This window comes from Bacillus sp. AF23, assembly GCF_020861455.1.
Taxonomy (GTDB): domain Bacteria; phylum Bacillota; class Bacilli; order Bacillales; family Bacillaceae; genus Bacillus; species Bacillus halotolerans.
Genome location: NZ_JAJHVY010000029.1, coordinates 23,828 through 48,498 on the forward strand (window position 1 = coordinate 23,828; position 24,671 = coordinate 48,498).

25 protein-coding genes, 1 pseudogene and 2 other annotated features (1 of these 28 cut by a window edge) are annotated in these 24,671 nt (G+C 42.6%); all 26 genes and pseudogenes read right to left on the reverse strand.

Annotated features, from left to right (window positions below):
- Positions 1–15 precede the first annotated feature (15 nt).
- The 26 genes and pseudogenes from rplW to cysE all read right to left on the reverse strand — a co-directional run bounded on the left by rplW (position 16) and on the right by cysE (position 24,510).
- Complete coding sequence (gene rplW, locus LNN34_RS15630) at positions 16–303, reverse strand: 50S ribosomal protein L23 (protein WP_003225793.1); 288 nt, start codon at positions 301–303, stop codon at positions 16–18.
- Positions 303–926, reverse strand: a complete 624-nt coding sequence (rplD, locus tag LNN34_RS15635; protein WP_003242004.1) for a 50S ribosomal protein L4 — start codon at positions 924–926, stop codon at positions 303–305. The genes rplW and rplD overlap by 1 nt, the downstream gene beginning before the upstream one ends.
- 27 nt (positions 927–953) lie before the next feature.
- Positions 954–1,583: a 50S ribosomal protein L3 gene (gene rplC / locus LNN34_RS15640; RefSeq protein ID WP_059291697.1), complete on the reverse strand. Its 630-nt coding sequence runs from the start codon at positions 1,581–1,583 to the stop codon at positions 954–956.
- Between the two features lie 39 nt (positions 1,584–1,622).
- A complete protein-coding gene (gene rpsJ / locus LNN34_RS15645; protein WP_003156464.1) occupies positions 1,623–1,931 on the reverse strand; it encodes a 30S ribosomal protein S10 in 309 nt (102 codons plus the stop codon).
- A 259-nt stretch (positions 1,932–2,190) separates the two neighbouring features.
- On the reverse strand, positions 2,191–3,129 hold the full coding sequence (locus LNN34_RS15650) for an alpha/beta fold hydrolase (RefSeq protein WP_229043781.1): 939 nt from the start codon (positions 3,127–3,129) through the stop codon (positions 2,191–2,193).
- A 98-nt stretch (positions 3,130–3,227) separates the two neighbouring features.
- Positions 3,228–4,418 (reverse strand): elongation factor Tu, encoded by a 1,191-nt coding sequence (gene tuf / locus LNN34_RS15655; protein ID WP_010332768.1) that lies wholly within the window; start codon positions 4,416–4,418, stop codon positions 3,228–3,230.
- A 119-nt stretch (positions 4,419–4,537) separates the two neighbouring features.
- Positions 4,538–6,616, reverse strand: coding sequence for an elongation factor G (fusA, locus tag LNN34_RS15660; protein WP_044153418.1), 2,079 nt, complete (start codon positions 6,614–6,616; stop codon positions 4,538–4,540).
- A gap of 52 nt (positions 6,617–6,668) precedes the next feature.
- Positions 6,669–7,139, reverse strand: a complete 471-nt coding sequence (gene rpsG / locus LNN34_RS15665) for a 30S ribosomal protein S7 (RefSeq protein WP_003225784.1) — start codon at positions 7,137–7,139, stop codon at positions 6,669–6,671.
- 41 nt (positions 7,140–7,180) lie between these two features.
- Positions 7,181–7,597 (reverse strand): 30S ribosomal protein S12, encoded by a 417-nt coding sequence (gene rpsL / locus LNN34_RS15670; protein ID WP_003156445.1) that lies wholly within the window; start codon positions 7,595–7,597, stop codon positions 7,181–7,183.
- A 114-nt stretch (positions 7,598–7,711) separates the two neighbouring features.
- A complete protein-coding gene (locus tag LNN34_RS15675) occupies positions 7,712–7,960 on the reverse strand; it encodes a 50S ribosomal protein L7ae-like protein (protein ID WP_217827254.1) in 249 nt (82 codons plus the stop codon).
- 179 nt (positions 7,961–8,139) lie between these two features.
- On the reverse strand, positions 8,140–11,739 hold the full coding sequence (rpoC, locus tag LNN34_RS15680; RefSeq protein ID WP_044153421.1) for a DNA-directed RNA polymerase subunit beta': 3,600 nt from the start codon (positions 11,737–11,739) through the stop codon (positions 8,140–8,142).
- 61 nt (positions 11,740–11,800) lie between these two features.
- A complete protein-coding gene (gene rpoB / locus LNN34_RS15685) occupies positions 11,801–15,382 on the reverse strand; it encodes a DNA-directed RNA polymerase subunit beta (protein ID WP_229043783.1) in 3,582 nt (1,193 codons plus the stop codon).
- A 249-nt stretch (positions 15,383–15,631) separates the two neighbouring features.
- The gene (locus tag LNN34_RS15690) at positions 15,632–16,237 is read right to left on the reverse strand and encodes a class I SAM-dependent methyltransferase (protein WP_044153424.1); all 606 of its coding nucleotides are present in this window, start codon (positions 16,235–16,237) and stop codon (positions 15,632–15,634) included.
- Positions 16,238–16,327: 90 nt separating this feature from the next.
- Positions 16,328–16,699, reverse strand: coding sequence for a 50S ribosomal protein L7/L12 (gene rplL / locus LNN34_RS15695; protein ID WP_003156436.1), 372 nt, complete (start codon positions 16,697–16,699; stop codon positions 16,328–16,330).
- Positions 16,700–16,742: 43 nt separating this feature from the next.
- Positions 16,743–17,243: a 50S ribosomal protein L10 gene (gene rplJ, locus LNN34_RS15700; protein ID WP_044153425.1), complete on the reverse strand. Its 501-nt coding sequence runs from the start codon at positions 17,241–17,243 to the stop codon at positions 16,743–16,745.
- Positions 17,244–17,307: 64 nt separating this feature from the next.
- Positions 17,308–17,447: a sequence feature (ribosomal protein L10 leader region), on the reverse strand.
- A 47-nt stretch (positions 17,448–17,494) separates the two neighbouring features.
- A complete protein-coding gene (gene rplA, locus LNN34_RS15705) occupies positions 17,495–18,193 on the reverse strand; it encodes a 50S ribosomal protein L1 (protein WP_003225765.1) in 699 nt (232 codons plus the stop codon).
- Positions 18,194–18,287: 94 nt separating this feature from the next.
- Positions 18,288–18,713: a 50S ribosomal protein L11 gene (gene rplK / locus LNN34_RS15710; protein ID WP_003156430.1), complete on the reverse strand. Its 426-nt coding sequence runs from the start codon at positions 18,711–18,713 to the stop codon at positions 18,288–18,290.
- Between the two features lie 167 nt (positions 18,714–18,880).
- Entirely contained in the window at positions 18,881–19,414 is a 534-nt protein-coding gene (gene nusG / locus LNN34_RS15715; protein ID WP_010332761.1) for a transcription termination/antitermination protein NusG, read from the reverse strand.
- A 183-nt stretch (positions 19,415–19,597) separates the two neighbouring features.
- The gene (secE, locus tag LNN34_RS15720; protein WP_010327716.1) at positions 19,598–19,777 is read right to left on the reverse strand and encodes a preprotein translocase subunit SecE; all 180 of its coding nucleotides are present in this window, start codon (positions 19,775–19,777) and stop codon (positions 19,598–19,600) included.
- A gap of 33 nt (positions 19,778–19,810) precedes the next feature.
- On the reverse strand, positions 19,811–19,960 hold the full coding sequence (rpmG, locus tag LNN34_RS15725) for a 50S ribosomal protein L33 (protein WP_044153430.1): 150 nt from the start codon (positions 19,958–19,960) through the stop codon (positions 19,811–19,813).
- 92 nt (positions 19,961–20,052) lie between these two features.
- Positions 20,053–20,709: an RNA polymerase sporulation sigma factor SigH gene (sigH, locus tag LNN34_RS15730; RefSeq protein ID WP_003225758.1), complete on the reverse strand. Its 657-nt coding sequence runs from the start codon at positions 20,707–20,709 to the stop codon at positions 20,053–20,055.
- Positions 20,710–20,771: 62 nt separating this feature from the next.
- Positions 20,772–21,284, reverse strand: coding sequence for a ribosome-dependent mRNA decay endonuclease Rae1/YacP (gene rae1, locus LNN34_RS15735; protein WP_044153431.1), 513 nt, complete (start codon positions 21,282–21,284; stop codon positions 20,772–20,774).
- A gap of 6 nt (positions 21,285–21,290) precedes the next feature.
- A complete protein-coding gene (rlmB, locus tag LNN34_RS15740) occupies positions 21,291–22,040 on the reverse strand; it encodes a 23S rRNA (guanosine(2251)-2'-O)-methyltransferase RlmB (protein ID WP_044153433.1) in 750 nt (249 codons plus the stop codon).
- Positions 22,024–22,456 (reverse strand): annotated as a pseudogene (locus LNN34_RS15745) (mini-ribonuclease 3). The gene rlmB and the pseudogene LNN34_RS15745 overlap by 17 nt, the downstream one beginning before the upstream one ends.
- A gap of 3 nt (positions 22,457–22,459) precedes the next feature.
- Complete coding sequence (gene cysS / locus LNN34_RS15750; RefSeq protein WP_059291692.1) at positions 22,460–23,860, reverse strand: cysteine--tRNA ligase; 1,401 nt, start codon at positions 23,858–23,860, stop codon at positions 22,460–22,462.
- Complete coding sequence (gene cysE, locus LNN34_RS15755; RefSeq protein WP_059336716.1) at positions 23,857–24,510, reverse strand: serine O-acetyltransferase; 654 nt, start codon at positions 24,508–24,510, stop codon at positions 23,857–23,859. The genes cysS and cysE overlap by 4 nt, the downstream gene beginning before the upstream one ends.
- An 80-nt stretch (positions 24,511–24,590) precedes the next feature.
- Positions 24,591–24,671 (reverse strand) — a binding site (T-box leader); it runs 150 nt beyond the window's last position.

Here is a 24,671-nt window from a genome sequence, read left to right on the forward strand (position 1 = left end):
TCTTTTTACAGATAATTAAGCTTCAAAAATTTCGATTTCTTTGCTGTCTGCAGTAAGTTTTACGATCGCTTTTCTGCGACGGCTAGTCATACCAGTATAGCGTCCGACACGTTTTGATTTACCTTTGTAGTTCATGATGTTGACTTTGTCAACCTTCACTCCAAAGATGCTTTCAACCGCGTCTTTCACTTCTGTTTTATTAGCTCTTACATCAACTTCAAAAGTATATTTCTTTTCAGCCATTAAATCAGCAGAACGTTCAGTAATGACGGGGCGCTTTAGAACATCACGAGGATCTTTCATTATGCAAGCACCTCCTCTACTTTTTCAACCGCTGCTTTTGTAATCAGAAGCTTCTCGTGGTTGACAACGTCTAAAACGTTGATTCCGTTAGCTTCAACTACAGTAACTCCAGGAATGTTGCGAGCAGATAAAGCTACTGCTTCGTTAGCATCTGCAGTTACGATTAAAGCTTTTTTCTCAACAGATAATCCTTTAAGGATAGCTGCCATTTCTTTTGTTTTAGCCGTATCAAGAGTAAGATCTTCAAGTACGATGATGTTGTTGTCGTTTACTTTAGAAGACAATACTGATTTGATTGCCAAGCGGCGAACTTTTTTAGGTAATTTATAAGAATAGCTGCGTGGTGTTGGGCCGAATACGACACCACCTCCGCGCCATTGCGGTGAACGGATAGAACCTTGACGGGCACGTCCAGTACCTTTTTGACGCCATGGTTTACGACCTCCGCCGCGTACTTCAGAACGATTTTTTACTTTGTGAGATCCTTGACGTAAGGAAGCTCTTTGCATAAGAATAGCGTCGAATACAACACTCTCATTTGGCTCGATACCAAATACAGAAGCGTTTAATTCGATGTCACCAGCAGTAGAACCGTTTTGGTTGTATAATGCTACTTTTGGCATGATCAATTTCCTCCTTTCCTAAGAGAGTTATTTAGATTTAACAGCACTTTTAACAGTGATTAAAGATTTTCTCGCACCAGGTACGTTACCTTTGATCAAAAGAAGATTGCGTTCCGCATCAACTTTTACAACTTCAAGGTTTTGAACAGTGATCTGCTCTCCGCCCATACGTCCAGGCAATAATTTACCTTTGAATACACGGTTAGGATCTACAGGTCCCATTGAACCAGGACGACGGTGGTAGCGTGAACCGTGAGACATAGGTCCGCGAGATTGTCCGTGGCGCTTGATCGCACCTTGGAAACCTTTACCTTTAGATACTCCTGTTACATCTACGATTTCTCCAGCAGAGAAAATTTCAACCTTGACTTCCTGACCAACTTCATACGCATCCATTTCCACTCCGCGTAATTCTTTTACGAAGCGCTTAGGAGCAGTTTCCGCTTTAGCAACGTGTCCTTGTTCAGGTTTGTTAGAAAGCTTTTCGCGCTTGTCGTCAAAACCAAGCTGGATTGCTTCGTAGCCGTCGTTTTCAGCTGTTTTCTTTTGAAGAACAACGTTCGGAGCAGCTTCAATAACAGTTACCGGAATAAGATCACCGTTTTCTGCGAATACTTGCGTCATACCAATTTTTCTTCCTAAGATTCCTTTGGTCATTCGTCACACCTCCTATTAAGATCATTCTATATTTTAGAATTAAAGTTTAATTTCGATATCGACACCAGATGGTAAGTCTAATCGCATGAGCGCATCAACAGTTTGTGGTGTTGGGTTCACAATGTCGATTAAACGTTTATGTGTACGCATTTCAAATTGCTCACGAGAATCTTTGTATTTGTGCACCGCACGAAGGATTGTGTAAACTGATTTTTCAGTTGGCAACGGAATCGGACCAGATACGCTGGCACCAGAACGTTTTGCCGTTTCAACAATCTTCTCTGCAGATTGATCAAGGATTCTATGATCATATGCTTTCAAACGAATACGAATTTTTTGTTTTGCCATTATTTTCCCTCCTTTTCGCCTACTTCACGTTAGACAGTTCTCCGTGAGAAAAACCTGAACACCTTGCCATGGCAAAGCGGCCGGGTGTGTCAGCAACCTCTCACTTCATCGCAGTCAAAGACCAACATACACCATTATACAGAAAATAGACGTATGTTGCAAGACTTATTTAGAATATGCATGATTTGCACACTTTTAGTATTATACAGGTGTTTTTCTTATTTATCAAGAATCGAGTGAATAAGGGAATTTTCTTCTATCATAAGTGGTACACTGCGTGTTTACTCAGAGTATTGGCAAATAATGAAGGCTCCTCGATATGCGGCGTGTGAGCGGAGTTTTTAAAATAATGCCAGCGTTTTTCAGGAGCATCCACAAACTGATAATACTGCTTCGATGTTTCAGCAGGAACAATCAAATCATGTCTCCCCGAAATAAAAAAGCTCGGTACTTTAATAGAAGAAACTGAATTAAATGCATCAAAACGAAATAAATCATCTGTTAAATACTTTGCGCTGAAGCGCTGTCCTCTGATGAAACGAGAGATGTTTTTTATTCCATACTCATTTCCAGCAAGTAACTGACACAATACTGTAAGAATGTGCCGGCGATGATGAGTGAATCCTCCCCTGCTCAGTTCAATACAGACTCGAAAGATGAAGTGCTGAATTTTCTTGTTCCAAGGTGGAGGGCCGAGTAAGCCTAAGGCTACTGAAAGAAAGCGATTTGTCTTGCGCAGAGAATCATAGGCCATTTTTTCTTCCAGCTGAGTATTAGTGACCTGACTGATTCCATAATAAGCGTGAAAAAGATCAGGCCTCTCTTGCAGTACATGAAGAGCCAGCAGCGAACCCCAAGAGTGACCTGCAAGGTACACTTTTGGTTTTGAGAAATGGTCTAAAAGCCATTCGGTTACTTGAATTGTATCTTTAATGATTTGACTGATTGTCATTGAACTCTGCGGAATCTGTTTAGTATAGGAAAGACCCGAACCCCTTTGATCCCAATTTACAACTGTAAAGTGCTGTTCCAGTTCCTTTTGATAGCTCCTGATAAATCCGATTTGGGATGCTCCGGGTCCACCATGTAAAAAAAGCAGCAATGGGTTTGCTTTATCATTTCCATTGATCATGAGCATTTGCTTCGTATTTTCGATCCAAAGTTTTTTCATGAAAGAAATTGATGTGTTTTCACTCATAACCCATAGCTCCTCAAATAAGATAAACCTTATTATACAAGCAAACAAAAAAGTACACAAAAAAACGAGACCCAATGGGTCTCGTTTTCAATATACTATTACTCAGTGATTGTAGAAACAACGCCTGAACCAACAGTACGTCCGCCTTCACGAATAGAGAAACGAGTTCCTTCTTCGATAGCGATTGTAGAGATAAGCTCAACGTTCATTTCAGTGTTGTCTCCAGGCATAACCATTTCTACGCCTTCTGGAAGATGGATGATACCAGTTACGTCAGTTGTACGGAAGTAGAACTGAGGACGGTAGTTAGAGAAGAATGGAGTATGACGTCCACCCTCTTCTTTAGAAAGAACGTAAACTTCAGCTTTGAATTTGCTGTGTGGAGTGATTGTACCTGGTTTAGCAAGTACTTGACCACGTTGGATATCTTCACGAGCTACACCGCGAAGAAGGGCTCCAATGTTGTCTCCAGCTTCAGCGTAATCAAGAAGCTTACGGAACATTTCAACACCAGTAACAGTTGTTTTGCTGTTTTCTTCTTGAAGACCGATGATTTCAACTTCGTCACCGACTTTAACTTGTCCACGCTCAACACGTCCAGTAGCAACTGTACCACGACCAGTGATTGAGAATACATCCTCAACTGGCATCATGAATGGTTTTTCAGTGTCACGTTCTGGAGTTGGGATGTACTCATCAACTGCATCCATAAGTTCGAAGATTTTAGCTTCGTACTCAGCATCTCCTTCAAGAGCTTTAAGAGCAGAACCTTTGATAACTGGTACATCATCACCAGGGAAGTCGTATTCGCTAAGAAGATCGCGAACTTCCATTTCAACTAGTTCAAGAAGCTCTTCGTCGTCTACCATGTCGCATTTGTTTAAGAATACAACGATGTATGGTACACCAACGTTTTTAGAAAGAAGGATGTGCTCACGAGTTTGTGGCATTGGGCCATCAGCAGCAGATACTACTAGGATAGCTCCGTCCATTTGCGCAGCACCAGTGATCATGTTTTTAACATAGTCAGCGTGTCCTGGGCAGTCAACGTGTGCATAGTGACGAGTTTCAGTTTCATACTCAACGTGTGCAGTAGAGATTGTGATACCGCGCTCACGTTCTTCTGGTGCACCATCAATTTGATCGTACGCCATAGCTGTACCTTTACCAGATTTCTTATGAAGTACTGTTGTGATAGCAGCAGTTAAAGTTGTTTTACCATGGTCAACGTGTCCAATTGTACCGATATTGGCATGTGATTTGGAACGGTCGAATTTTTCTTTAGCCATTCTAAAATCCTCCTTAAGAGCTTTTAATTAGTAATGTATAGAGTGATAGGAAGTGAAAGAAAGCTTTCACTTCCTCATCTTACAATAGTAGTTATACTTGAGTTAAGAGGCAAAATCAATTATTCGCCTTTATTTTTTTTGATAATTTCTTCAGCAATGCTCTTCGGCACTTCTTCGTAGTGATCCATGTGCATAGTGAACGTACCGCGACCTTGCGTGTTAGAACGAAGGGCAGTAGCGTAACCGAACATTTCAGCAAGAGGAACCATCGCACGAACAACTTGCGCGTTACCGCGAGCTTCCATACCTTCTACGCGTCCGCGACGAGAAGTAACATCACCCATGATGTCTCCCATGTATTCTTCAGGAATAACCACTTCTACTTTCATGATTGGTTCAAGAAGAACTGGGTTACATTTGCTGACTGCATTTTTCAATGCCATAGAAGCAGCAACTTTAAACGCCATTTCGTTTGAGTCAACATCATGGTAAGAGCCATCAAAAAGTTTTGCTTTAATGTCGATAAGCGGGAATCCAGCTAATACACCATTTTCAAGTGAATCTTCTAGACCTGCTTGAACAGCTGGGATGTATTCACGAGGAACAACCCCACCGACAATCGCATTTTCGAATTCAAAGCCAGCGCCTTCTTCGTTTGGTTCGAATTCAATCCAAACGTGACCGAACTGACCGCGTCCACCAGACTGACGTACGAATTTACCTTCAACTTTTGCACCGGAACGGAATGTTTCACGGTACGCAACTTGAGGAGCACCAACGTTAGCTTCTACTTTGAATTCACGCTTCATACGATCAACAATGATATCAAGGTGAAGCTCACCCATACCAGAGATGATTGTCTGACCAGTTTCCGGGTTTGTTTGAGTACGGAATGTTGGATCCTCTTCAGCAAGTTTTGCTAAAGCGATACCCATTTTATCTTGGTCAGCTTTTGATTTAGGCTCAATTGCAACGTCGATAACTGGTTCTGGGAATTCCATTGATTCAAGGATAACTAGATCCTTTTCATCACATAGAGTATCTCCAGTAGAAGTATCTTTTAGACCTACAGCAGCTGCGATATCGCCTGCATATACAGTAGCGATTTCTTCACGGCTGTTGGCGTGCATTTGAAGGATACGTCCAACACGCTCACGTTTGCCTTTAGTTGAGTTTTTCACGTATGAACCAGAATCAAGTGTTCCAGAGTACACACGGAAGAACGTCAGCTTACCAACGTAAGGGTCAGTCATAACTTTAAATGCTAGTGCAGAGAATGGCTCGTCATCAGAAGAATGACGCTCAATCTCTTCATTTGTATCAGGACGTATACCTTTGATTGCAGCAACGTCTGTTGGTGCAGGAAGGTAGTCAAGAACAGCATCAAGTACTAGTTGAACACCTTTGTTTTTGAAGGCAGAACCAACAAGAACTGGGTAGAATTCAACATTTAAAGTACCTTTACGGATACCTGCTTTTAACTCGTCAATAGTGATCTCTTCACCCTCAAGGTATTTGTCCATAAGATCTTCATCAAGCTCACATACAGCTTCAATGAGGCTGTTGCGAAGCTCTTCAGCTTGCTCTTTGTACTCTTCAGGGATTTCTTTCGCATCAGAACGAGTTCCAAGATCATCTTCGTAGAAATACGCAACGTTTTCTACTAGGTCAATGATACCTTCGAAGTTGTCTTCAGCACCGATCGGCAATTGAATTGCATGAGCGTTAGCTTGAAGACGATCTCTTAAAGTTCCTACAGAGTAAAGGAAGTCTGCACCGATTTTGTCCATTTTGTTGACGAAAACGATACGCGGTACTCCGTAAGTTGTTGCTTGACGCCAAACAGTTTCTGTTTGAGGCTCAACGCCAGACTGTGCGTCAAGTACAGCAACAGCACCATCAAGTACACGAAGAGAACGTTCAACTTCAACTGTGAAGTCTACGTGTCCTGGAGTATCGATGATGTTTACGCGGTATCCTTTCCACTGTGCAGTTGTCGCAGCGGAAGTGATTGTGATACCACGTTCTTGTTCCTGCTCCATCCAGTCCATTTGTGAAGCTCCTTCATGAGTTTCACCAATTTTGTGGATACGACCAGTATAGAACAAGATACGTTCTGTAGTAGTCGTTTTACCGGCATCAATGTGAGCCATGATCCCGATATTACGAGTTTTGTCTAAGGAGAACTCTCTTGCCATTGGGTAATTTCTCCTTCCTTATTGGGAAATTGTGTTTTTTAGTATATAAATCCTACCAACGATAGTGAGCAAATGCTTTGTTTGCTTCAGCCATCTTATGAGTATCTTCACGTTTCTTAACAGCAGCACCAGTGTTGTTAGCTGCGTCAAGGATTTCGTTAGCTAAACGCTCTTCCATCGTTTTTTCTCCGCGAAGACGAGCATAGTTAACTAACCAGCGAAGTCCAAGAGTAGTACGACGTTCAGGACGAACTTCTACAGGAACTTGGTAGTTCGCACCACCTACACGGCGTGCTTTTACTTCAAGTACAGGCATGATGTTTTTCAATGCTTGTTCGAAAACCTCCATTGCATCATTGCCAGTACGTTCTTTAATGATATCGAATGACTTGTATAGGATTGTTTGAGACTTACCTTTTTTACCGTCGATCATCATTTTGTTGATTAGACGAGATACAAGCTTAGAGTTGTAAATCGGATCAGGTAAAACGTCTCTTTTTGCTACAGGACCTTTACGTGGCATCTGAATATCCTCCCTTCATCAATTATACGTTTATACGTTTATTATTTTGCTTTAGGACGCTTAGTACCGTATTTAGAACGGCCTTGCGCACGGTTTTCAACTCCAGCAGTGTCAAGCGCACCACGAACGATGTGGTAACGTACCCCTGGTAAGTCTTTTACACGTCCGCCGCGGATAAGTACAACACTGTGCTCTTGCAGGTTGTGACCGATACCAGGAATGTAAGCAGTAACCTCAATTCCGTTAGTTAAACGAACACGAGCATATTTACGAAGTGCTGAGTTCGGTTTTTTCGGTGTCATTGTTCCAACACGAGTACATACCCCGCGTTTTTGTGGAGAAGATACATTAGTGTGCTCTTTTTTAAAGCTGTTGTATCCTTTGTTAAGTGCAGGAGACTTTGAGTTTTCTACTTTACTCACGCGTCCTTTGCGAATTAGCTGATTAATTGTAGGCATGTTTTGTTCCTCCCTTCATTACGTTTTATAACCCACATACCCAGGTGGTTCATCAATAGGCAAAAAACAATGTCTTTACACGAGAATAAATCTCACGCAAAAACAAAAAGTACGTTATAACATAATGGCAACAGCTGCTGCTCCTACTTCAATTCCGCAGGCTTTGCCGAGCTTTTTCATGGATTCAACCATTGAGACAGCAATCCCATTATCTTTCGCAAGTGTTATCACACCTGACGTAAGAATAGGATCCGCGTCTTTTGCAACGACTACTTCCTTTACTGAACCTCGTTTTAGAGCTTTCACTGTTTGCTTCGTACCAATAATAATTGATTTGGCCTGTGATACTTTATCATAAGACATAAACATATCCTCCAAAGTAACAGGTTTATTTCGAGCACCTTGGTTATATTATCATTCTAGGAGACGAATGTCAACAAGGTATGACATTTTTTAGTTTCTATCTTCTCATAGAGTGATTTTTTTATTTAAATATGACTGCTGAAAGACTGTTTTGCAGTCTCTCAGCAGCATGATATCAGTTATTCAACCGGAACCATGTCCTCAGTCGGCTGAACATTTGAAACAGGTTTTACTTTTCGGTATTTCATCATTCCAGTACCAGCCGGAACAAGCTTACCGATGATAACATTCTCTTTCAGACCGAGAAGTTCGTCACGCTTACCTTTGATCGCTGCGTCTGTAAGGACACGTGTTGTTTCCTGGAAGGAAGCAGCAGATAAGAATGAATCAGTTTCAAGAGAAGCTTTGGTAATACCGAGTAAGACAGGACGGCCTGTAGCAGGACGTTTGCCTTCCAGCAATACCTTTTTGTTCGCTTCAGTAAATTGGTGAATATCAAGTAATGAGCCAGGAAGCACATCAGTCTCACCAGCATCAATCACACGTACTTTGCGAAGCATTTGGCGAACCATTACTTCTACGTGTTTATCGCCGATTTCAACACCCTGCATACGGTAAACCTTTTGAACCTCATGAAGAAGATACTCTTGAACAGTAGTCAGGTCAGTCACTTTAAGAAGTTCTTTCGGATCGATTGAACCTTCTGTCAGCACTTGGCCTCGAGTAATTTTATCTCCTTCCGCTACTTTTAAGCGGGAGTTATATGGTGCCGTATAAGAGCGTGTTTCAACTGCGCCTTGAACCACAATTTCCTGCTGTTTGTCGCGAACTTCATTAATTTCAACGACTGTACCGTCGATTTCGGTAATTGTTGCCTGACCTTTTGGATTACGCGCTTCGAAAAGCTCTTGGATACGCGGAAGACCCTGTGTGATATCGTCTCCTGCAACCCCGCCTGTATGGAATGTACGCATTGTTAACTGTGTACCAGGCTCACCGATTGATTGGGCAGCGATGATTCCAACTGCTTCTCCGACTTCTACATCGGTACCAGTCGCAAGGTTTCGGCCATAGCATCGTTTACATACACCATGAGGCGTATTACATGTGAAGGCAGAACGGATCCACACTTCTTCAATGCCGGCTTCAACGATTTCAATCGCTTTATCTTCATCGATCAGTTCGTTTTCGTTTACAAGCACTTCACCTGTTTCAGGGTGTTTCACTTGTTTTCTTGCAAAACGGCCGATTAAGCGTTCTTCTAAGCGCTCAATGATTTCAGTGCCTTCTCTAAGCGGTTGAGCAAGGATTCCTCGGTCAGTTCCGCAATCAGTTTCACGGATGATAACATCCTGTGCAACGTCAACAAGACGGCGTGTAAGGTAACCTGAGTCAGCAGTTTTAAGGGCGGTATCGGCAAGACCTTTACGCGCACCGTGAGTGGAGATAAAGTACTCCAATACTGTCAGACCTTCACGGAAACTAGATTTGATCGGTAACTCAATGATACGTCCAGCCGGGTTGGCCATCAGACCGCGCATTCCGGCAAGCTGAGTAAAGTTAGACGCGTTACCACGGGCACCAGAGTCACTCATCATGTAGATCGGGTTGAGCTCATCAAGTGATTTCATCAGTTTGCCTTGGATAACGTCTTTTGCAGAACTCCAGATAGAGATAACTCTCTCATAACGTTCTTCTTCAGTGATCAGACCGCGGCGGAACTGCTTCATAACGTTATCAACTTTGCCTTGTGCTTCTTCAAGAATTTCTTGTTTATCATCGAGAACGACGATATCAGAAACCCCAACTGTAATACCAGCTTTTGTTGAATATCTGAAACCTAGGTTTTTCATGCGGTCAAGCATTTTAGACGTTTCCGTAATGTGGAATCGTTTAAAGATTTCCGCGATGATTTTACCCAGAATACCTTTTTTAAATGGTGCATTGATTGGCTGCTGTGCGATGGCAGCTTTTACATCGGCACCTTTTTCTAAGAAGAAACGGTCAGGTGTTTTCTCTTCAATGTTGCTCTTCGTTGGTTCATTCATGTAAGGGAATGATTCTGGAAGAATTTCATTGAAGACCAGTTTACCGACAGTTGTAATTAACAATTTTGAGCGCTGCTCTTCGGTAAATGTCACGTTCTTAAGGGAGTTCGCTGCAACAGCCACTCTCGTATGAAGGTGAACATATCCGTTTTGATAAGCAAGAAGCGCTTCATCCGTATTCTTGAAGACCATACCTTCACCGACAGCACCAGCACGCTCCAGAGTCAGGTAATAGTTACCCAGTACCATATCCTGAGACGGTGTAACAACCGGTTTACCATCTTTAGGGTTCAAGATGTTTTGAGCAGCAAGCATCAAGATGCGTGCTTCAGCTTGTGCTTCTGCAGATAATGGTACGTGAACCGCCATTTGGTCACCGTCAAAGTCAGCGTTATAAGCTGTACATACGAGCGGGTGAAGACGGATTGCGCGTCCTTCAACAAGTGTTGGTTCAAACGCTTGGATACCTAATCTGTGAAGCGTAGGGGCACGGTTCAGAAGGACCGGATGCTCCTTGATAACTGATTCTAGTACATCCCATACTTCAGGCTGTACGCGCTCAATTTTACGTTTCGCACTCTTAATGTTGTGAGCAAGACCCTTTTCAACAAGCTCTTTCATAACGAAAGGTTTGAAAAGTTCGAGCGCCATTTCCTTCGGTAATCCGCATTGGTACATTTTCAAATGAGGACCAACGACGATTACAGAACGTCCGGAGTAATCGACACGTTTACCAAGAAGGTTTTGACGGAAACGGCCTTGCTTCCCTTTCAGCATGTGAGAAAGAGATTTTAATGGTCTGTTACCAGGACCTGTTACAGGGCGTCCGCGACGGCCGTTGTCAATCAAAGCATCGACAGCCTCTTGAAGCATACGCTTTTCGTTTTGAACGATAATACTAGGCGCACCAAGGTCTAAAAGGCGTTTCAAACGATTGTTACGGTTGATAACACGACGATAAAGGTCGTTCAAATCAGAAGTCGCAAAACGTCCGCCATCAAGCTGAACCATCGGTCTGAGCTCAGGAGGAATAACAGGAAGCACATCAAGGATCATCCAAGAAGGCTTGTTTCCTGAGTTACGGAAGGCTTCCAAAACTTCAAGGCGTTTGATCGCACGAGTACGACGCTGTCCTTGAGATGTTTTCAGCTCTTCTTTTAACATATCAACTTCTTTTACAAGATCGATATCTTGAAGAAGTTTATGAATCGCTTCCGCACCCATAGATGCTTGGAACTTATTACCGTACTTATCAAGATACGCACGGTATTCCTTTTCTGATAGAAGCTGTTTCTTTTCAAGCGGTGTGTTTGCCGGATCAGTTACAACGTAAGAAGCAAAGTAAATAACTTCTTCCAGTGCACGAGGCGACATATCTAACACTAGACCCATACGGCTTGGGATACCTTTGAAATACCAAATGTGGGAAACTGGGGCAGCCAGTTCAATGTGCCCCATTCTCTCACGACGGACTTTAGCCCGTGTTACTTCAACTCCGCAGCGGTCACAAACTACGCCTTTATAACGAACTCGCTTGTACTTCCCGCAATGACATTCCCAGTCCTTAGTCGGTCCGAAAATGCGTTCGCAGAATAGACCGTCCTTTTCAGGTTTTAACGTACGATAGTTTATCGTTTCAGGCTTTTTCACTTCACCAAAAGACCATGAACGGATTTTATCCGGTGAAGCAAGACCGATGTTCATATACTCAAAATTGTTCACATCTAGCAAGGGGCCTACCTCCCTTTTTATCTTCGGATTAACCGATGTCACTTGCCTTTATAACTAGAGATTATTCTTTTGTTACTACATCGCGTTCAACGTCTGCAGATGCTGTTTCTTCCGGCTCTTCATCACCTGATAACGCCAGGCCGTCAGCTTGTTTTGCATCTTCTTCGTCTTCTAAATCTCTCATTTCTATTTCTTCTTCATCGCTAGAAAGGATTTTCACATCCATACCTAAACTTTGAAGTTCTTTAATTAATACTTTGAATGATTCCGGAACACCAGGTTCAGGAACGTTGTCGCCTTTAACGATGGCTTCGTATGTTTTCACACGTCCAACCACGTCATCAGACTTAACAGTCAGAATCTCTTGAAGAGTGTAAGCTGCACCGTAAGCTTCAAGTGCCCAAACCTCCATCTCACCAAAACGCTGTCCGCCAAATTGAGCTTTACCGCCAAGAGGCTGCTGCGTAACAAGTGAGTAAGGACCTGTAGAGCGTGCATGAAGTTTATCGTCAACCATGTGAGCCAGTTTAATCATGTACATGATGCCGACAGATACACGGTTATCAAACGGCTCTCCGGTACGTCCGTCGTAAAGAACGGTTTTAGCGTCACGAGACATTCCGGCTTCTTCAAGTGTTTCCCAAACATCCTCTTCACGCGCTCCGTCAAATACCGGTGACGCAATGTGGATGCCAAGGTAACGAGCGGCCATACCCATATGAAGCTCTAATACCTGCCCGATATTCATACGTGATGGTACGCCCAGCGGGTTAAGCATGATATCAATTGGTGTGCCGTCAGGAAGATAAGGCATATCCTCTTCAGGAAGAATCTTAGAGATAACACCTTTGTTACCGTGACGACCGGCCATTTTATCCCCTTCAGAAATTTTACGTTTCTGAACGATATATACGCGTACTAACTGGTTTACACCTGGAGGAAGTTCGTCTCCGTCCTCACGGTTGAAGACTTTAACATCGTGAATAATTCCGCCGCCGCCGTGAGGCACACGAAGAGAAGTATCACGAACCTCGCGGGCTTTTTCACCAAAGATAGCGTGAAGAAGGCGTTCTTCTGCAGTAAGTTCTGTTACACCCTTAGGCGTTACTTTACCAACAAGAAGATCTCCGTCTTTTACTTCTGCCCCGATACGGATAATTCCGCGGTCATCAAGATTGCGAAGCGCATCTTCACCGACGTTCGGAATATCGCGAGTGATTTCTTCAGGCCCGAGTTTAGTATCACGTGCTTCTGATTCATATTCTTCAATGTGAATAGATGTATAAACATCATCTTTCACAAGACGTTCACTCATGATGATGGCATCCTCATAGTTGTAGCCATCCCATGTCATGAAGCCGACCATTACGTTACGGCCAAGCGCAAGTTCACCAAGCTCCATAGAAGGACCGTCAGCAAGGATTTCTCCTTTTACCACTTCATCGCCGACACTTACGATCGGACGCTGGTTGTAGCAAGTACCTTGGTTAGAGCGGACAAATTTCAGCAAGCTGTATTTATCCAGGTTTCCTTTTACTTTTTGACCGGCTACTTCTTCATAGCGGCGAACCCAAACGTTTTTCGCTTCTACGCGTTCAACGATACCAGGGTGTTTACAAATCACAGCGGCACCAGAGTCTTTACCTGATACGTATTCCATACCAGTTCCTACAAATGGCGCTTCCGGCTGCATCAAAGGCACAGCCTGACGCTGCATGTTCGCTCCCATTAGGGCACGGTTCGAGTCATCGTTTTCCAAGAACGGGATACATGCTGTCGCAGCAGATACTACCTGCTTAGGCGATACATCCATGTAATCAACACGGTTTCTAGGAACAACAGTGTTCTCTCCGCGGAAACGGGCTACAATGCTGTCATCCACAAACGCACCTTCGTCATCGAGTCGTGCATTTGCCTGAGCGACAACGTAGTTATCTTCTTCATCAGCAGTTAAGTAATCAATTCTTGGCGTCACTTTTCCTGTTTCAGGATCAACGCGGCGATATGGCGTTTCAATAAAGCCAAAACGGTTTACTTTTGCATATGATGATAGTGAGTTGATCAAACCGATGTTCGGTCCCTCTGGCGTTTCAATCGGACACATACGGCCATAGTGGGAGTAGTGAACGTCACGCACTTCCATTCCGGCACGCTCACGTGTCAATCCGCCCGGTCCAAGAGCCGACAGACGGCGCTTATGTGTTAATTCAGCAAGCGGGTTCGTCTGGTCCATGAATTGAGATAGCTGAGAGCTTCCAAAGAACTCTTTAATGGACGCAATAACTGGACGAATATTGATCAGCTGCTGAGGTGTAATTGTATTCGTATCTTGAATTGACATTCTCTCACGAACCACACGCTCCATACGGCTTAAACCGATACGGAATTGGTTCTGGAGAAGTTCACCTACAGAACGTAAACGGCGGTTTCCAAGATGGTCAATATCATCTGTGTCGCCTACTCCGTGCAGCAAGTTGAAGAAGTAGCTGATAGAAGAAATGATATCAGCAGGTGTAATGTTTTTAATCTCTTCTTCAACGTAAGCATTGCCGATGACATTAATAACCTGTTCTCCTTCTTGATCAGTAGGAGCAAAGATTTTAATGGATTGAAGCGTTACTTCGTCCTCAACAACACCGCCGTTCGGATACAGCTTTCTGAAACCGATTCCGTTTTCTAAGTATGGCAGTACTTTATCAAGTGTTCTTCTATCAAGAATCTGACCTTTTTCAGCCAGGATTTCTCCTGTTTGAGGATCAACAAGCGTTTCAGCAAGTCTCTGATTAAAGAGGCGATTTTTAATATGAAGCTTTTTATTAATTTTATAGCGTCCTACATTGGCAAGATCGTATCGTTTCGGATCAAAGAAACGAGAATCAAGCAAGCTTTTCGCATTTTCCACTGTAGGCGGCTCTCCAGGACGGAGGCGCTCGTAGATTTCGAGCAGCGCTTTATCGCTGTTTTCTGTGTTATCTTTATCAAGCGTATTTCGCAGGTATTCGTTTTCTCCTACAAGATCAAGAATCTCTTGATCGGAGCCGAAGCCGAGAGCACGCAAAAGAACCGTAACCGGCAACTTACGTGTGCGATCAATGCGTACATAAACAACATCTTTCGCATCAGTTTCGTATTCTAACCATGCGCCACGGTTTGGAATGACAGTTGCGGTAAAACCTTTTTTACCGTTTTTGTCTACTTTACCACTGAAATATACACTTGGAGACCGAACAAGCTGGGAAACGATAACGCGTTCCGCACCGTTAATGATAAAAGTACCTGTATCTGTCATAATAGGGAAATCCCCCATGAAGACATCTTGGTCTTTTACCTCTCCAGTTTCTTTGTTAATTAAACGAACCTTCACTCTTAGCGGAGCTGAGTAAGTCACATCACGTTCTTTTGATTCCTCTACAGGATATTTAGGCTCCCCTAAACTGTAATCAATGAACTCAAGAGAGAGGTTACCAGTGAAATCCTCAATTGGCGATATGTCTTGAAACATCTCTCTAAGACCCTCATCAAGAAACCACTGATAAGAAGAGGTTTGAATTTCAATGAGATTTGGTAATTCTAACACTTCGCTAATGCGAGCATAGCTTCTGCGCTGGCGGTGTCGTCCATACTGAACTAGTTGACCTGTCAACTGATTCACCCCTCAAATCATGCGTATTATATGTGTAATAAGCATTTCTTCCAAACAAAGAAAGAAAACACTTTTACAAGACAAAAGAAAAAAGGGTTTCTAATTAAGAAAACCACATCCAAAAACAAATACCGATTTTATTAGCATTTCCATACTTGTATAATTTATACATAGATATTGACATTTCATCATATCAATCTAAATATATACATTGGCATTTTATAATATTAACATAGCCAAAATACCGAGTCAAACTTTTTTTGCTTTTATGATATAATAGCCTTTCTTTTTTTGAACGACAGAAACTTCTTCGAACAGTTCCTCAAGCTTTTCAATGGCAGAAGGCGCACCTTGTTTTTTCTGTATGACGATCCACAATTCACCTGAAGCTTTTAAGTGTTCAGCGCTTTTCTCAAAGATAGCATGGACAACTTTTTTTCCGGCTCGGATTGGGGGATTTGTAAGAATAGAAGCAAATGTTTGAGCAGAGTCAACGTTTGAAAACAAATCGCTTTGGTAAATCTCAGCGTTTGTTATTCCGTTTTGTTCTGCATTTTCATTTGATAACTCTACGGCTCTTTCATTAACATCAATCATGTGGATGGTCCGGTCTTTAAAGTCACTGGCCAGCGATAATCCAATCGGGCCATAGCCGCAGCCTACATCTAGAAAGCTGCCCTCAACTTCAGGCTCTTCAAAAGATTCGACCAGCAGGCGCGAGCCAAAATCGACTTCCTTTTTAGAAAAAACACCGCTGTCGCTGGTAAACGTAAACTCCTTGTTTCGAAGCCTAAAAGACCATGTTTGTTTGTTGCTTTTTACTGAAGGTTTTTCTGAATAATAGTGCTCACTCATTATTAGAACCTCCTTTTTTTCATAACTTAAAGAATGGCAAAGAAAAAGCCCGCCTCATAAAAGCGAGCTTCCCCTACAGGCAAGTAAAGATTACTTAACTTCTACAGAAGCGCCAACTTCTTCAAGTTTAGCTTTAAGCTCTTCAGCTTCTTCTTTAGCAATACCTTCTTTAAGTGGTTTTGGAGTGTTGTCAACAAGTTCTTTAGCTTCTTTCAAGCCAAGACCAGTGATTTCACGTACAACTTTGATAACTTTGATTTTTTGAGAACCTGCACCAGCAAGGATAAGGTCGAATTCGCTTTGCTCTTCAGCAGCTCCGCCTGCAGCAGCTCCGCCAGCTACAGCTACAGGAGCAGCAGCAGTTACGCCAAATTCTTCTTCGATTGCTTTTACTAGGTCGTTCAATTCAAGTACAGTTGCTTCTTTAACGGAAGCAATGATTTCTTCGATATTTAAAGCCATTTGTAATTCCTCCATTTGTTTTGATTTTTAAAAACTGATTAGATTAAGCGCCTTGTTCTTCCTTTTGATCTGCCACAGCTTTTGCAGCAAGAGCAAGGTTGCGAACTGGAGCTTGAAGTACGCTAAGCAACATAGAAAGCAAGCCTTCGCGTGATGGAAGTTCAGCAAGAGCTTTCACTTCTTCAACAGTAGAAACTTTACCTTCGATAACGCCAGCTTTGATTTCAAGAGCTTCATGCTGTTTAGCAAACTCGTTAAGAACTTTAGCTGGAGCGACAACATCCTCAGTACTGAATGCAATTGCATTCGGTCCAGTTAAGACATCATTCAAACCATCAAGTTCAGCTTGTTCAACCGCACGGCGAGTCATTGTGTTTTTGTAAACTTTGAACTCAACGTTAGCTTCACGAAGCTGTTTACGAAGTTCTGTTACTTCAGAAACGTTAAGTCCGCGGTAATCAACGATGATCGTTGATTTGCTTTCTTTTAATTTAGAAGCAATTTCTTCAACAACAACTTTTTTTGTTTCAATTGCGCTGCTCATGGTTACACCTCCTGTAGATTCTTGTGTAACACTTATACCGTCAGGTGATCACGACTGAGAAACGGATTCCATATAAAAAGCCTCCATGAGACATGGAGGCTGTATATACAAGCATACGTAACGTAATAGCTGTGATAATATACACCTCGGTAGGATATTAAGCCGTTAAGCCCCTACTGTCTACGGTATAAATGATATATTATATTTTACAACATTTTGAATCATATCAGAATGTTGAATTCATGTCAATATTATTTTACGTTGAAAGTTGAAGCGTCTACTTTGACACCAGGTCCCATAGTAGAAGTGACAGCAACGTTTTTCACGTAAACACCTTTTGCTGCAGCAGGTTTTGCTTTCAGGATTGTATCATACATTGTTGTGAAGTTCTCAACAAGTTTTTCATCCTCGAAAGAAACTTTACCGATAGGAACATGGATGTTTCCAGCTTTATCAACGCGGTATTCAACTTTACCAGCTTTGATTTCGCCGATTGCTTTTTCAACTTCGAAAGTAACTGTACCAGTTTTAGGGTTAGGCATTAAACCTTTTGGTCCAAGCACACGACCGATTTTACCAACTTCACCCATCATGTCAGGTGTAGCTACGATTACATCGAAATCGAACCAGCCTTGTTGAATTTTGTTGATGTAGTCAGTATCTCCAACGTAATCTGCACCAGCAGCTTCAGCTTCTTTCGCTTTTTCGCCTTTCGCGAAAACGAGAACGCGCTGAGTTTTACCAGTTCCGTTTGGAAGCACAACTGCTCCGCGGATTTGCTGGTCGTTTTTACGAGGGTCAACCCCTAGACGGAATGCAACTTCAACTGTAGCGTCGAATTTAGCTGTATTTGTTTTTTTAACGAGAGCTACTGCTTCAGAAACATCGTAAGCTTTCGCACGATCTACAAGCTTAGCAGCTTCTGCGTACTTTTTACCTTTTTTAGCCATTTTAAAATTTCCTCCTTATGTGGTTATAGCGGAATAACCTCCCACGAATAAGGGTTGCGAACTTGTGAAAACTCGCAACCCGACAAGAAACAAATTAATCCTCGATTACAATACCCATACTGCGTGCAGTACCTTCAACCATGCGCATTGCCGCTTCAACGTCTGCTGCGTTTAAGTCAGGCATTTTCGTTTCAGCGATTTCGCGTACTTTATCGCGCTTAACGGTTGCCACTTTATTACGGTTTGGTTCACCAGAACCAGACTCAATTCCAGCTGCTTTTTTAAGCAATACTGCAGCAGGCGGAGTTTTTGTAATAAATGTAAATGAACGGTCTTCGTAAACCGAAATTTCAACAGGAATGATTAAACCAGCTTGGTCAGCTGTACGAGCGTTAAACTCCTTACAGAATCCCATGATATTAACACCGGCTTGACCTAGTGCAGGTCCAACTGGCGGCGCTGGGTTAGCTTTTCCAGCAGGAATTTGCAATTTTACAACTTTTACTACTTTTTTAGCCACGAGACACACCTCCTTAAGTCCGTGATGTGGTAATAGGGTAAACCCTCCCACTCAAGGTTTCATTCTTTATATGAATGACGAAATATCAAGCTAGCTGCCTTGGATAAGTCCAAGACGTACCTTTGCTATATTATCATTTATATATAGCAATTTCAAGTTTTTTCACATTACAATTTGTCGATCTGGGTAAATTCCAGCTCAACCGGCGTTTCACGGCCGAACATATTAACGAAAACTTTAACCTTGCTTTTATCGTAGTCAATCTCTTCAATTGATCCCGTAAAGTTGGCAAAAGGTCCGTCTATCACTTTCACTGTCTCTTTTAATTCAAAGTCAATGTCAGTTTTGCGTTCGTCCATACCCATTCTCTTCAGAATGGTTTCTGCTTCGCCAGGAAGAAGCGCCGTCGGTTTTGAACCAGAGCCGGCAGAACCTACGAATCCAGTAACACCTGGTGTATTGCGGACAACATACCAAGAATCATCCGTCATTACGATTTCAACAAGGACGTAACCAGGGAATACTTTCTTTTTAACGACTTTTTTCTTGCCGTTTTTGATATCCGTCTCTTCTTCTTCAGGTACGACTACACGAAAAATCTTATCCTGCATCCCCATTGATTCAACACGTTTTTCCAAGTTGGCTTTTACTTTGTTCTCATAACCAGAGTACGTGTGAACAACATACCAATTCTTTTCCATTCTCTTCAGGACTGTCCAGTCCTTCCCTCCCCGCATTTGGTTTTAGTGTACTACCATAACGCTTCATGCAAAAAATAGGCGGTAAGCCTATGATAACTTTCATTTTTAACCCACAATAAAAAACCCGCTGAACGGGTTTTGGCAAGTGATATTATGATCTATTATAGCACGTATTGCTGATCATTATTCAACTATTAAACGAATTAATTGAGAAATTCCTGTGTCAAGGAGGGCAAAAAAGATAATAAAAAAGATAACTGTTGAAATAACCGTGATGGTATAGCGAGTTAACTCTTTTCCTTTAGGCCAGCTTACCTTTTTCATTTCTTTCCCAACATCTTTAAAGAATCTCATAATACGCATGTAAAAGACCTCCACAATTTAAAAGCGCAAACACTATTTTGTTTCAAGATGAGATGTATGTGAATTGCAAGTACTGCAGTATTTCTTTACTTCTAATCGCTCAGCCGCTGATGCAGAGCTCTTCATTGTCGTATAGTTACGGTTTCCGCATGTTTTGCATGCTAACGTAATCTTTTTTCTCATGTCATTACACCTTTTTCTAAATAGACATTAGTTCTTATCTTAAGTAACATATCATAGTCAGAAAAATACTGTCAATATACCATAAATCCCTATTACAAACTGATCTCGCGAATTTCCAGGTACTTCTCCAGCTTGCGTTTGACTCGCTGAAGGGCGTTATCGATCGATTTGACATGGCGGTTCAGCTCATCTGAAATCTCTTGGTAGCTTCTTCCGTCTAGATATAATACAAGTACTTTTCTCTCTAAATCACTTAAAAGTTCTCCCATTTTCATTTCAATATCATCAAATTCTTCCTGATTGATAATCATTTCTTCTGGGTTTAACGTTTTCGCTCCCGAAATGACATCAAGCAGCGTTCGATCTGATTCTTCATCAAAAATCGGTTTATCTAATGAGACGTAGGAATTCAAAGGAATGTGCTTCTGGCGAGTAGCTGTCTTTATTGCGGTAATAATTTGGCGGGTAATACATAATTCTGCGAAAGCTTTGAAAGAGGTAAGCTTGTCCTCTTTGAAGTCACGAATAGACTTATAGAGGCCTATCATTCCTTCCTGAACAATATCTTCTCTGTCCGCACCTATTAAAAAATAGGATCTTGCTTTTGCACGAACAAAGTTTCGGTACTTCGTAATCAAGTAATCTAACGCATCACTGTCCCCAACATGAACCTTTTCAATGACCTGCTCGTCCTCCAACTGGCAAAACTGCTCTTTGTTGAATTTTCCCTTGTTGTTCTGTAGATTCACTCCGATCCCCCCGGCGCACGTAGATAGAAATATTATACATTACTGGACAAAAAAGCGTCAACTTAATCTAAGTCGCCCCTCCGCCATTTTTCAAACGTTTTCAAAACCTCTTCCGATAAAGCAATTTTACCCGCTGGCTTTTCAGAAGTGATCTTTCTTACCCGCCTTTCAATTCGCCTTTCTATCGCTTCTACCTCTCTCAAGAGCTCCCGGGCCGATTTTCGCAATGCCCCCTGTCCGAAAATCGCCCACTGCTCAGTGTAGTCAGAGGTCGCAACGTGAATTTGAGTCGCAATGTTATTCAGATCCTGTGCCAGCTTTTCTATCCGCTCATCCGCAGTCTCATTTTCTTTTGTGAAAATCACTTCAACTCTGTGGTTAGTCTGTTTTTTCTCAATTCCCTTCACAAGATGCGCGTCAAATACGACAATAACCCTGTTTCCTGTATACGATTGATATTCCGCCATTTTCTGAATCAGTACGTCTCTCGCCTCTTCAAAACTGTTCGCTTTTAAATCCTTCAGCTGCGGCCAGGCTCCAATCATGTTGTATCCGTCTACTAACAGGATATCCATTGATCATTATTCTCCCAGAGGGTTTCGCTTCCGGTAGACTTCATACATCAAAAGCCCCGCCGCTACAGATGCATTGAGTGAAGTAACTTTACCTGCCATCGGGAGTTTAATAAGAAAATCACATTTTTCTTTAATCAGGCGTCCCATTCCTTTTCCTTCACTTCCGATGACGAGAGCCAAAGGCATGCTGCCGTCCATTGTGCGGTAATCCTCCCGCGCGGATGCATCCGTTCCGACAACCCAGATTCCCCGCTCTTTCATTTCCTCTAGCGTTCGCGCCAAATTGGTGACCTTCGCCACTGGAATATGCTCAATTGCGCCTGTTGAAGCCTTTGCCACTGTAGTTGTCAGACCGACAGCTCTGCGTTTTGGAATTACAATGCCATGGGCGCCGACTGCATCAGCTGTTCTCATAATTGAACCGAGATTATGAGGGTCCTCAAGCTCGTCCAGAATGAGAAAGAAAGGATGTTCATTTCTTTCCTCTGCCGCTTTATATAAGTCGTCCAGTTCCGCGTACTCATACGCTGCGACCTGCGCCACTACACCTTGGTGCTGCCCCGTCACCATTTGGTCAAGTTTTTTTCTAGGGACGTATTGAATGGTGATGCCCTGCTTTTTCGCGAGCTCAATCACCTGCTGTGCTTGTCCCTTTACGGTGTTTTCCGCCATCCACAGCTTATACAGCTTGCGATCTGATTTTAACGTCTCGATCACTGCATTTTTTCCTATGACGTAATCATGTTGCTGACTCATTTGTTTTCCTCCCTGACCGTTCCGAATTGTATAGCTTCAGCAACAAGCTGATTCAGTCTTTCTTCTTTTTTCTCAAGAAAAAGATAGCCCAGCAGTGCTTCAAATGCTGTACTGTAGCGGTACGTCTGCACATCTGTATTTTTAGGTATCGTTCCCGACTTGGCATTTCTGCCTCTTTTCAGCACCGCTTCCTCTTCTTCCGTGAAAAATGATTGATTCCGCAGAAAGAAAAGGATCTCAGCCTGTGACTTTGCCGATACGATCCGGCTTGATTTCTTGTGAAGATCATTTGGTTTGGTAAATCCCTGCTTAAGCAGGTGATGCCTCACATAAACTTCAAAAATGGCATCACCTATATAAGCAAGCGCAAGGCCGTTAAGCTGCTTTGAATCTTTTATCGTTTCAAAATCAAGCATCCGTTATTCTCCTCGTTTCCAGCGAGTGCCTTGAGCTGTATCTTCAAGAATGATATCCATGCTTTTCAGCTGGTCGCGGATCTGATCAGACAGAGCAAAATCACGATTGCGGCGCGCTTCATTTCTTTTTTCAATCAAATCTTCAATCTCTTGATCCAGAAGCTCCTGCTCACCCAATGAGAAACCGAGGACAGAAACAATTCGGTCAAACATGTCAATAAACGCTGTAATAACGTGATCTGCCGTATGATCTTCCTGAAGATAATAGTTCGCATTCTTCGCCAAATCGAATAAAACAGAAATGGCATTCGCTGTATTAAAATCATCATCCATTGCTTCTTCAAATGCTGTTCGATGTTCTTCAATCTTTGCAAGCCATTTATCATCATCTTCTGTTAAATTCGTGCTGCTGTTTAAACGGTGCTGAAGGTTGCTGTACGCTGTTTTCAACCGGTTAAACGCGCTCTTTGTGTTCTCCAGAAGCTCTTCTGAATAGTTAATTGGGTGACGATAGTGAACAGACAGCATAAAGAATCTGAGCAGCTGCGGATCATGCTGTTTAATAATGTCATGCACAAGCACAAAGTTGCCGAGTGATTTTGACATTTTTTCATTATCGATATTGATATAGCCGTTATGAAGCCAGTATTTCGCAAATGTTTTGCCAGTCAGCGCTTCTGATTGAGCAATTTCATTTTCATGGTGAGGGAATGTTAAATCCTGGCCGCCTGCATGGATATCAATTTGATCACCTAAGTACTTTTTCACCATCGCAGAGCATTCGATGTGCCAGCCCGGACGTCCTTTCCCCCAAGGGCTATCCCAAGAGATTTCTCCTTCTTTAGCCGCTTTCCACAGAGCGAAATCAAGAGCATCTTCTTTTTTCTCGCCAACTCGGATGCGCGCGCCAGATCTCAATTCATCAATCGATTGCTGCGAGAGCTTTCCGTATCCCTCAAATGCTCTTGTTTTGAAATAAACGTCACCTTCAGATTCATAAGCATAGCCCTTTTTTACCAGCTGATCTATGAAATCAATAATCGCGTCCATGTTTTCCATGACGCGCGGATGAAGGTCCGCTTTTCTGCAGCCAAGAGCGCCCACATCTTCAAAGTATGCCTTAATAAAACGCTCAGAAATGGTCGGAACATCTTCACCAAGTTCATTTGCCGCTTTAATTAATTTATCATCTACATCTGTGAAATTAGAGACATATTGGACATCGTAGCCTTTATACTCCAAATAGTTTCGAACCGTGTCATAAACGATGGCCGGACGGGCATTTCCAATATGAATATAATTGTAAACCGTCGGTCCGCACACGTACATTTTCACTTTTCCCTCTTCAAGAGGAACAAATGTTTCCTTCTGTCTAGTCAATGTATTATAAAGAGTGATTGTCATTTTTGATTAATCCTTTCTTTTCTGTCTTCAAGTTCCGTCTTCAGCTCTAAAATCTGCTGTTCCAAAGACTTAAACCGGTCAGCAACCGGATCGGGTAAATCCTGGTGGTTTAAATCCCGTTTGATTTTCTTGCCGTTTTGCACGACAACCCTTCCCGGGATGCCGACAACTGTAGAGTAGTCCGGAACATCGTGCAGCACAACTGAACCAGCCCCTATTTTAGAGCCTTCACCGACAGTTATTGAACCGAGCACTTTAGCACCTGTCGCTATCAATGCGTCATCTTTAATTGTCGGATGCCTTTTGCCCCTTTCTTTCCCCGTTCCTCCGAGGGTAACCCCCTGAAAAACGGTTACGTTATTGCCGATTTCACATGTCTCCCCAATGACAACCCCCATCCCATGGTCTATGAAAAATCTTCTTCCGATCGTAGCCCCTGGATGGATTTCAATTCCTGTAAAAAATCGGCTCACCTGAGATATAAGGCGTGCAAGGAAATAAAATTTTCGTTTATATAAAGCATGTGCAATCCGATGCGCCCATATAGCATGTAAACCGGAATAAGTTAAAATCACTTCAAAATAACTTCGTGCTGCAGGATCTTGATCGAACACCGTATCAATGTCTTCTTTGAGCATTTTAAAAAACACATGCTTCCCCCCATTCTACCCGCTATCATCTATCTATTTCCTCTAGGCCCAATAAAAAAAGCGCCTCTGCATGTAAACATGACAGAGACGCTTTGACCGCGCGGTTCCACTCTGTTTGAAAAGCAGACTCCTGCTCTCCCAACTTCAGCCTGTAACGGCGG

Excerpts from the sequence above, each read along its gene's own strand:
- rplW (WP_003225793.1), bottom strand. The coding sequence starts at position 303 with ATGAAAGATCCTCGTGATGTTCTAAAGCGCCCCGTCATTACTGAACGT.
- rplD (WP_003242004.1), bottom strand. The coding sequence starts at position 926 with ATGCCAAAAGTAGCATTATACAACCAAAACGGTTCTACTGCTGGTGAC.
- rplC (WP_059291697.1), bottom strand. The coding sequence starts at position 1,583 with ATGACCAAAGGAATCTTAGGAAGAAAAATTGGTATGACGCAAGTATTC.
- rpsJ (WP_003156464.1), bottom strand. The coding sequence starts at position 1,931 with ATGGCAAAACAAAAAATTCGTATTCGTTTGAAAGCATATGATCATAGA.
- LNN34_RS15650 (WP_229043781.1), bottom strand. The coding sequence starts at position 3,129 with ATGAGTGAAAACACATCAATTTCTTTCATGAAAAAACTTTGGATCGAA.
- tuf (WP_010332768.1), bottom strand. The coding sequence starts at position 4,418 with ATGGCTAAAGAAAAATTCGACCGTTCCAAATCACATGCCAATATCGGT.
- fusA (WP_044153418.1), bottom strand. The coding sequence starts at position 6,616 with ATGGCAAGAGAGTTCTCCTTAGACAAAACTCGTAATATCGGGATCATG.
- rpsG (WP_003225784.1), bottom strand. The coding sequence starts at position 7,139 with ATGCCACGTAAAGGTCCTGTAGCAAAAAGAGACGTTTTACCTGATCCG.
- rpsL (WP_003156445.1), bottom strand. The coding sequence starts at position 7,597 with ATGCCTACAATTAATCAGCTAATTCGCAAAGGACGCGTGAGTAAAGTA.
- LNN34_RS15675 (WP_217827254.1), bottom strand. The coding sequence starts at position 7,960 with ATGTCTTATGATAAAGTATCACAGGCCAAATCAATTATTATTGGTACG.
- LNN34_RS15690 (WP_044153424.1), bottom strand. The coding sequence starts at position 16,237 with ATGAGTGAGCACTATTATTCAGAAAAACCTTCAGTAAAAAGCAACAAA.
- rplL (WP_003156436.1), bottom strand. The coding sequence starts at position 16,699 with ATGGCTTTAAATATCGAAGAAATCATTGCTTCCGTTAAAGAAGCAACT.
- rplJ (WP_044153425.1), bottom strand. The coding sequence starts at position 17,243 with ATGAGCAGCGCAATTGAAACAAAAAAAGTTGTTGTTGAAGAAATTGCT.
- rplA (WP_003225765.1), bottom strand. The coding sequence starts at position 18,193 with ATGGCTAAAAAAGGTAAAAAGTACGCAGAAGCTGCTAAGCTTGTAGAT.
- nusG (WP_010332761.1), bottom strand. The coding sequence starts at position 19,414 with ATGGAAAAGAATTGGTATGTTGTTCACACGTACTCTGGTTATGAGAAC.
- secE (WP_010327716.1), bottom strand. The coding sequence starts at position 19,777 with ATGCGTATTATGAGATTCTTTAAAGATGTTGGGAAAGAAATGAAAAAG.
- rpmG (WP_044153430.1), bottom strand. The coding sequence starts at position 19,960 with ATGAGAAAAAAGATTACGTTAGCATGCAAAACATGCGGAAACCGTAAC.
- rae1 (WP_044153431.1), bottom strand. The coding sequence starts at position 21,284 with ATGGATATCCTGTTAGTAGACGGATACAACATGATTGGAGCCTGGCCG.
- rlmB (WP_044153433.1), bottom strand. The coding sequence starts at position 22,040 with ATGAGTCAGCAACATGATTACGTCATAGGAAAAAATGCAGTGATCGAG.
- cysS (WP_059291692.1), bottom strand. The coding sequence starts at position 23,860 with ATGACAATCACTCTTTATAATACATTGACTAGACAGAAGGAAACATTT.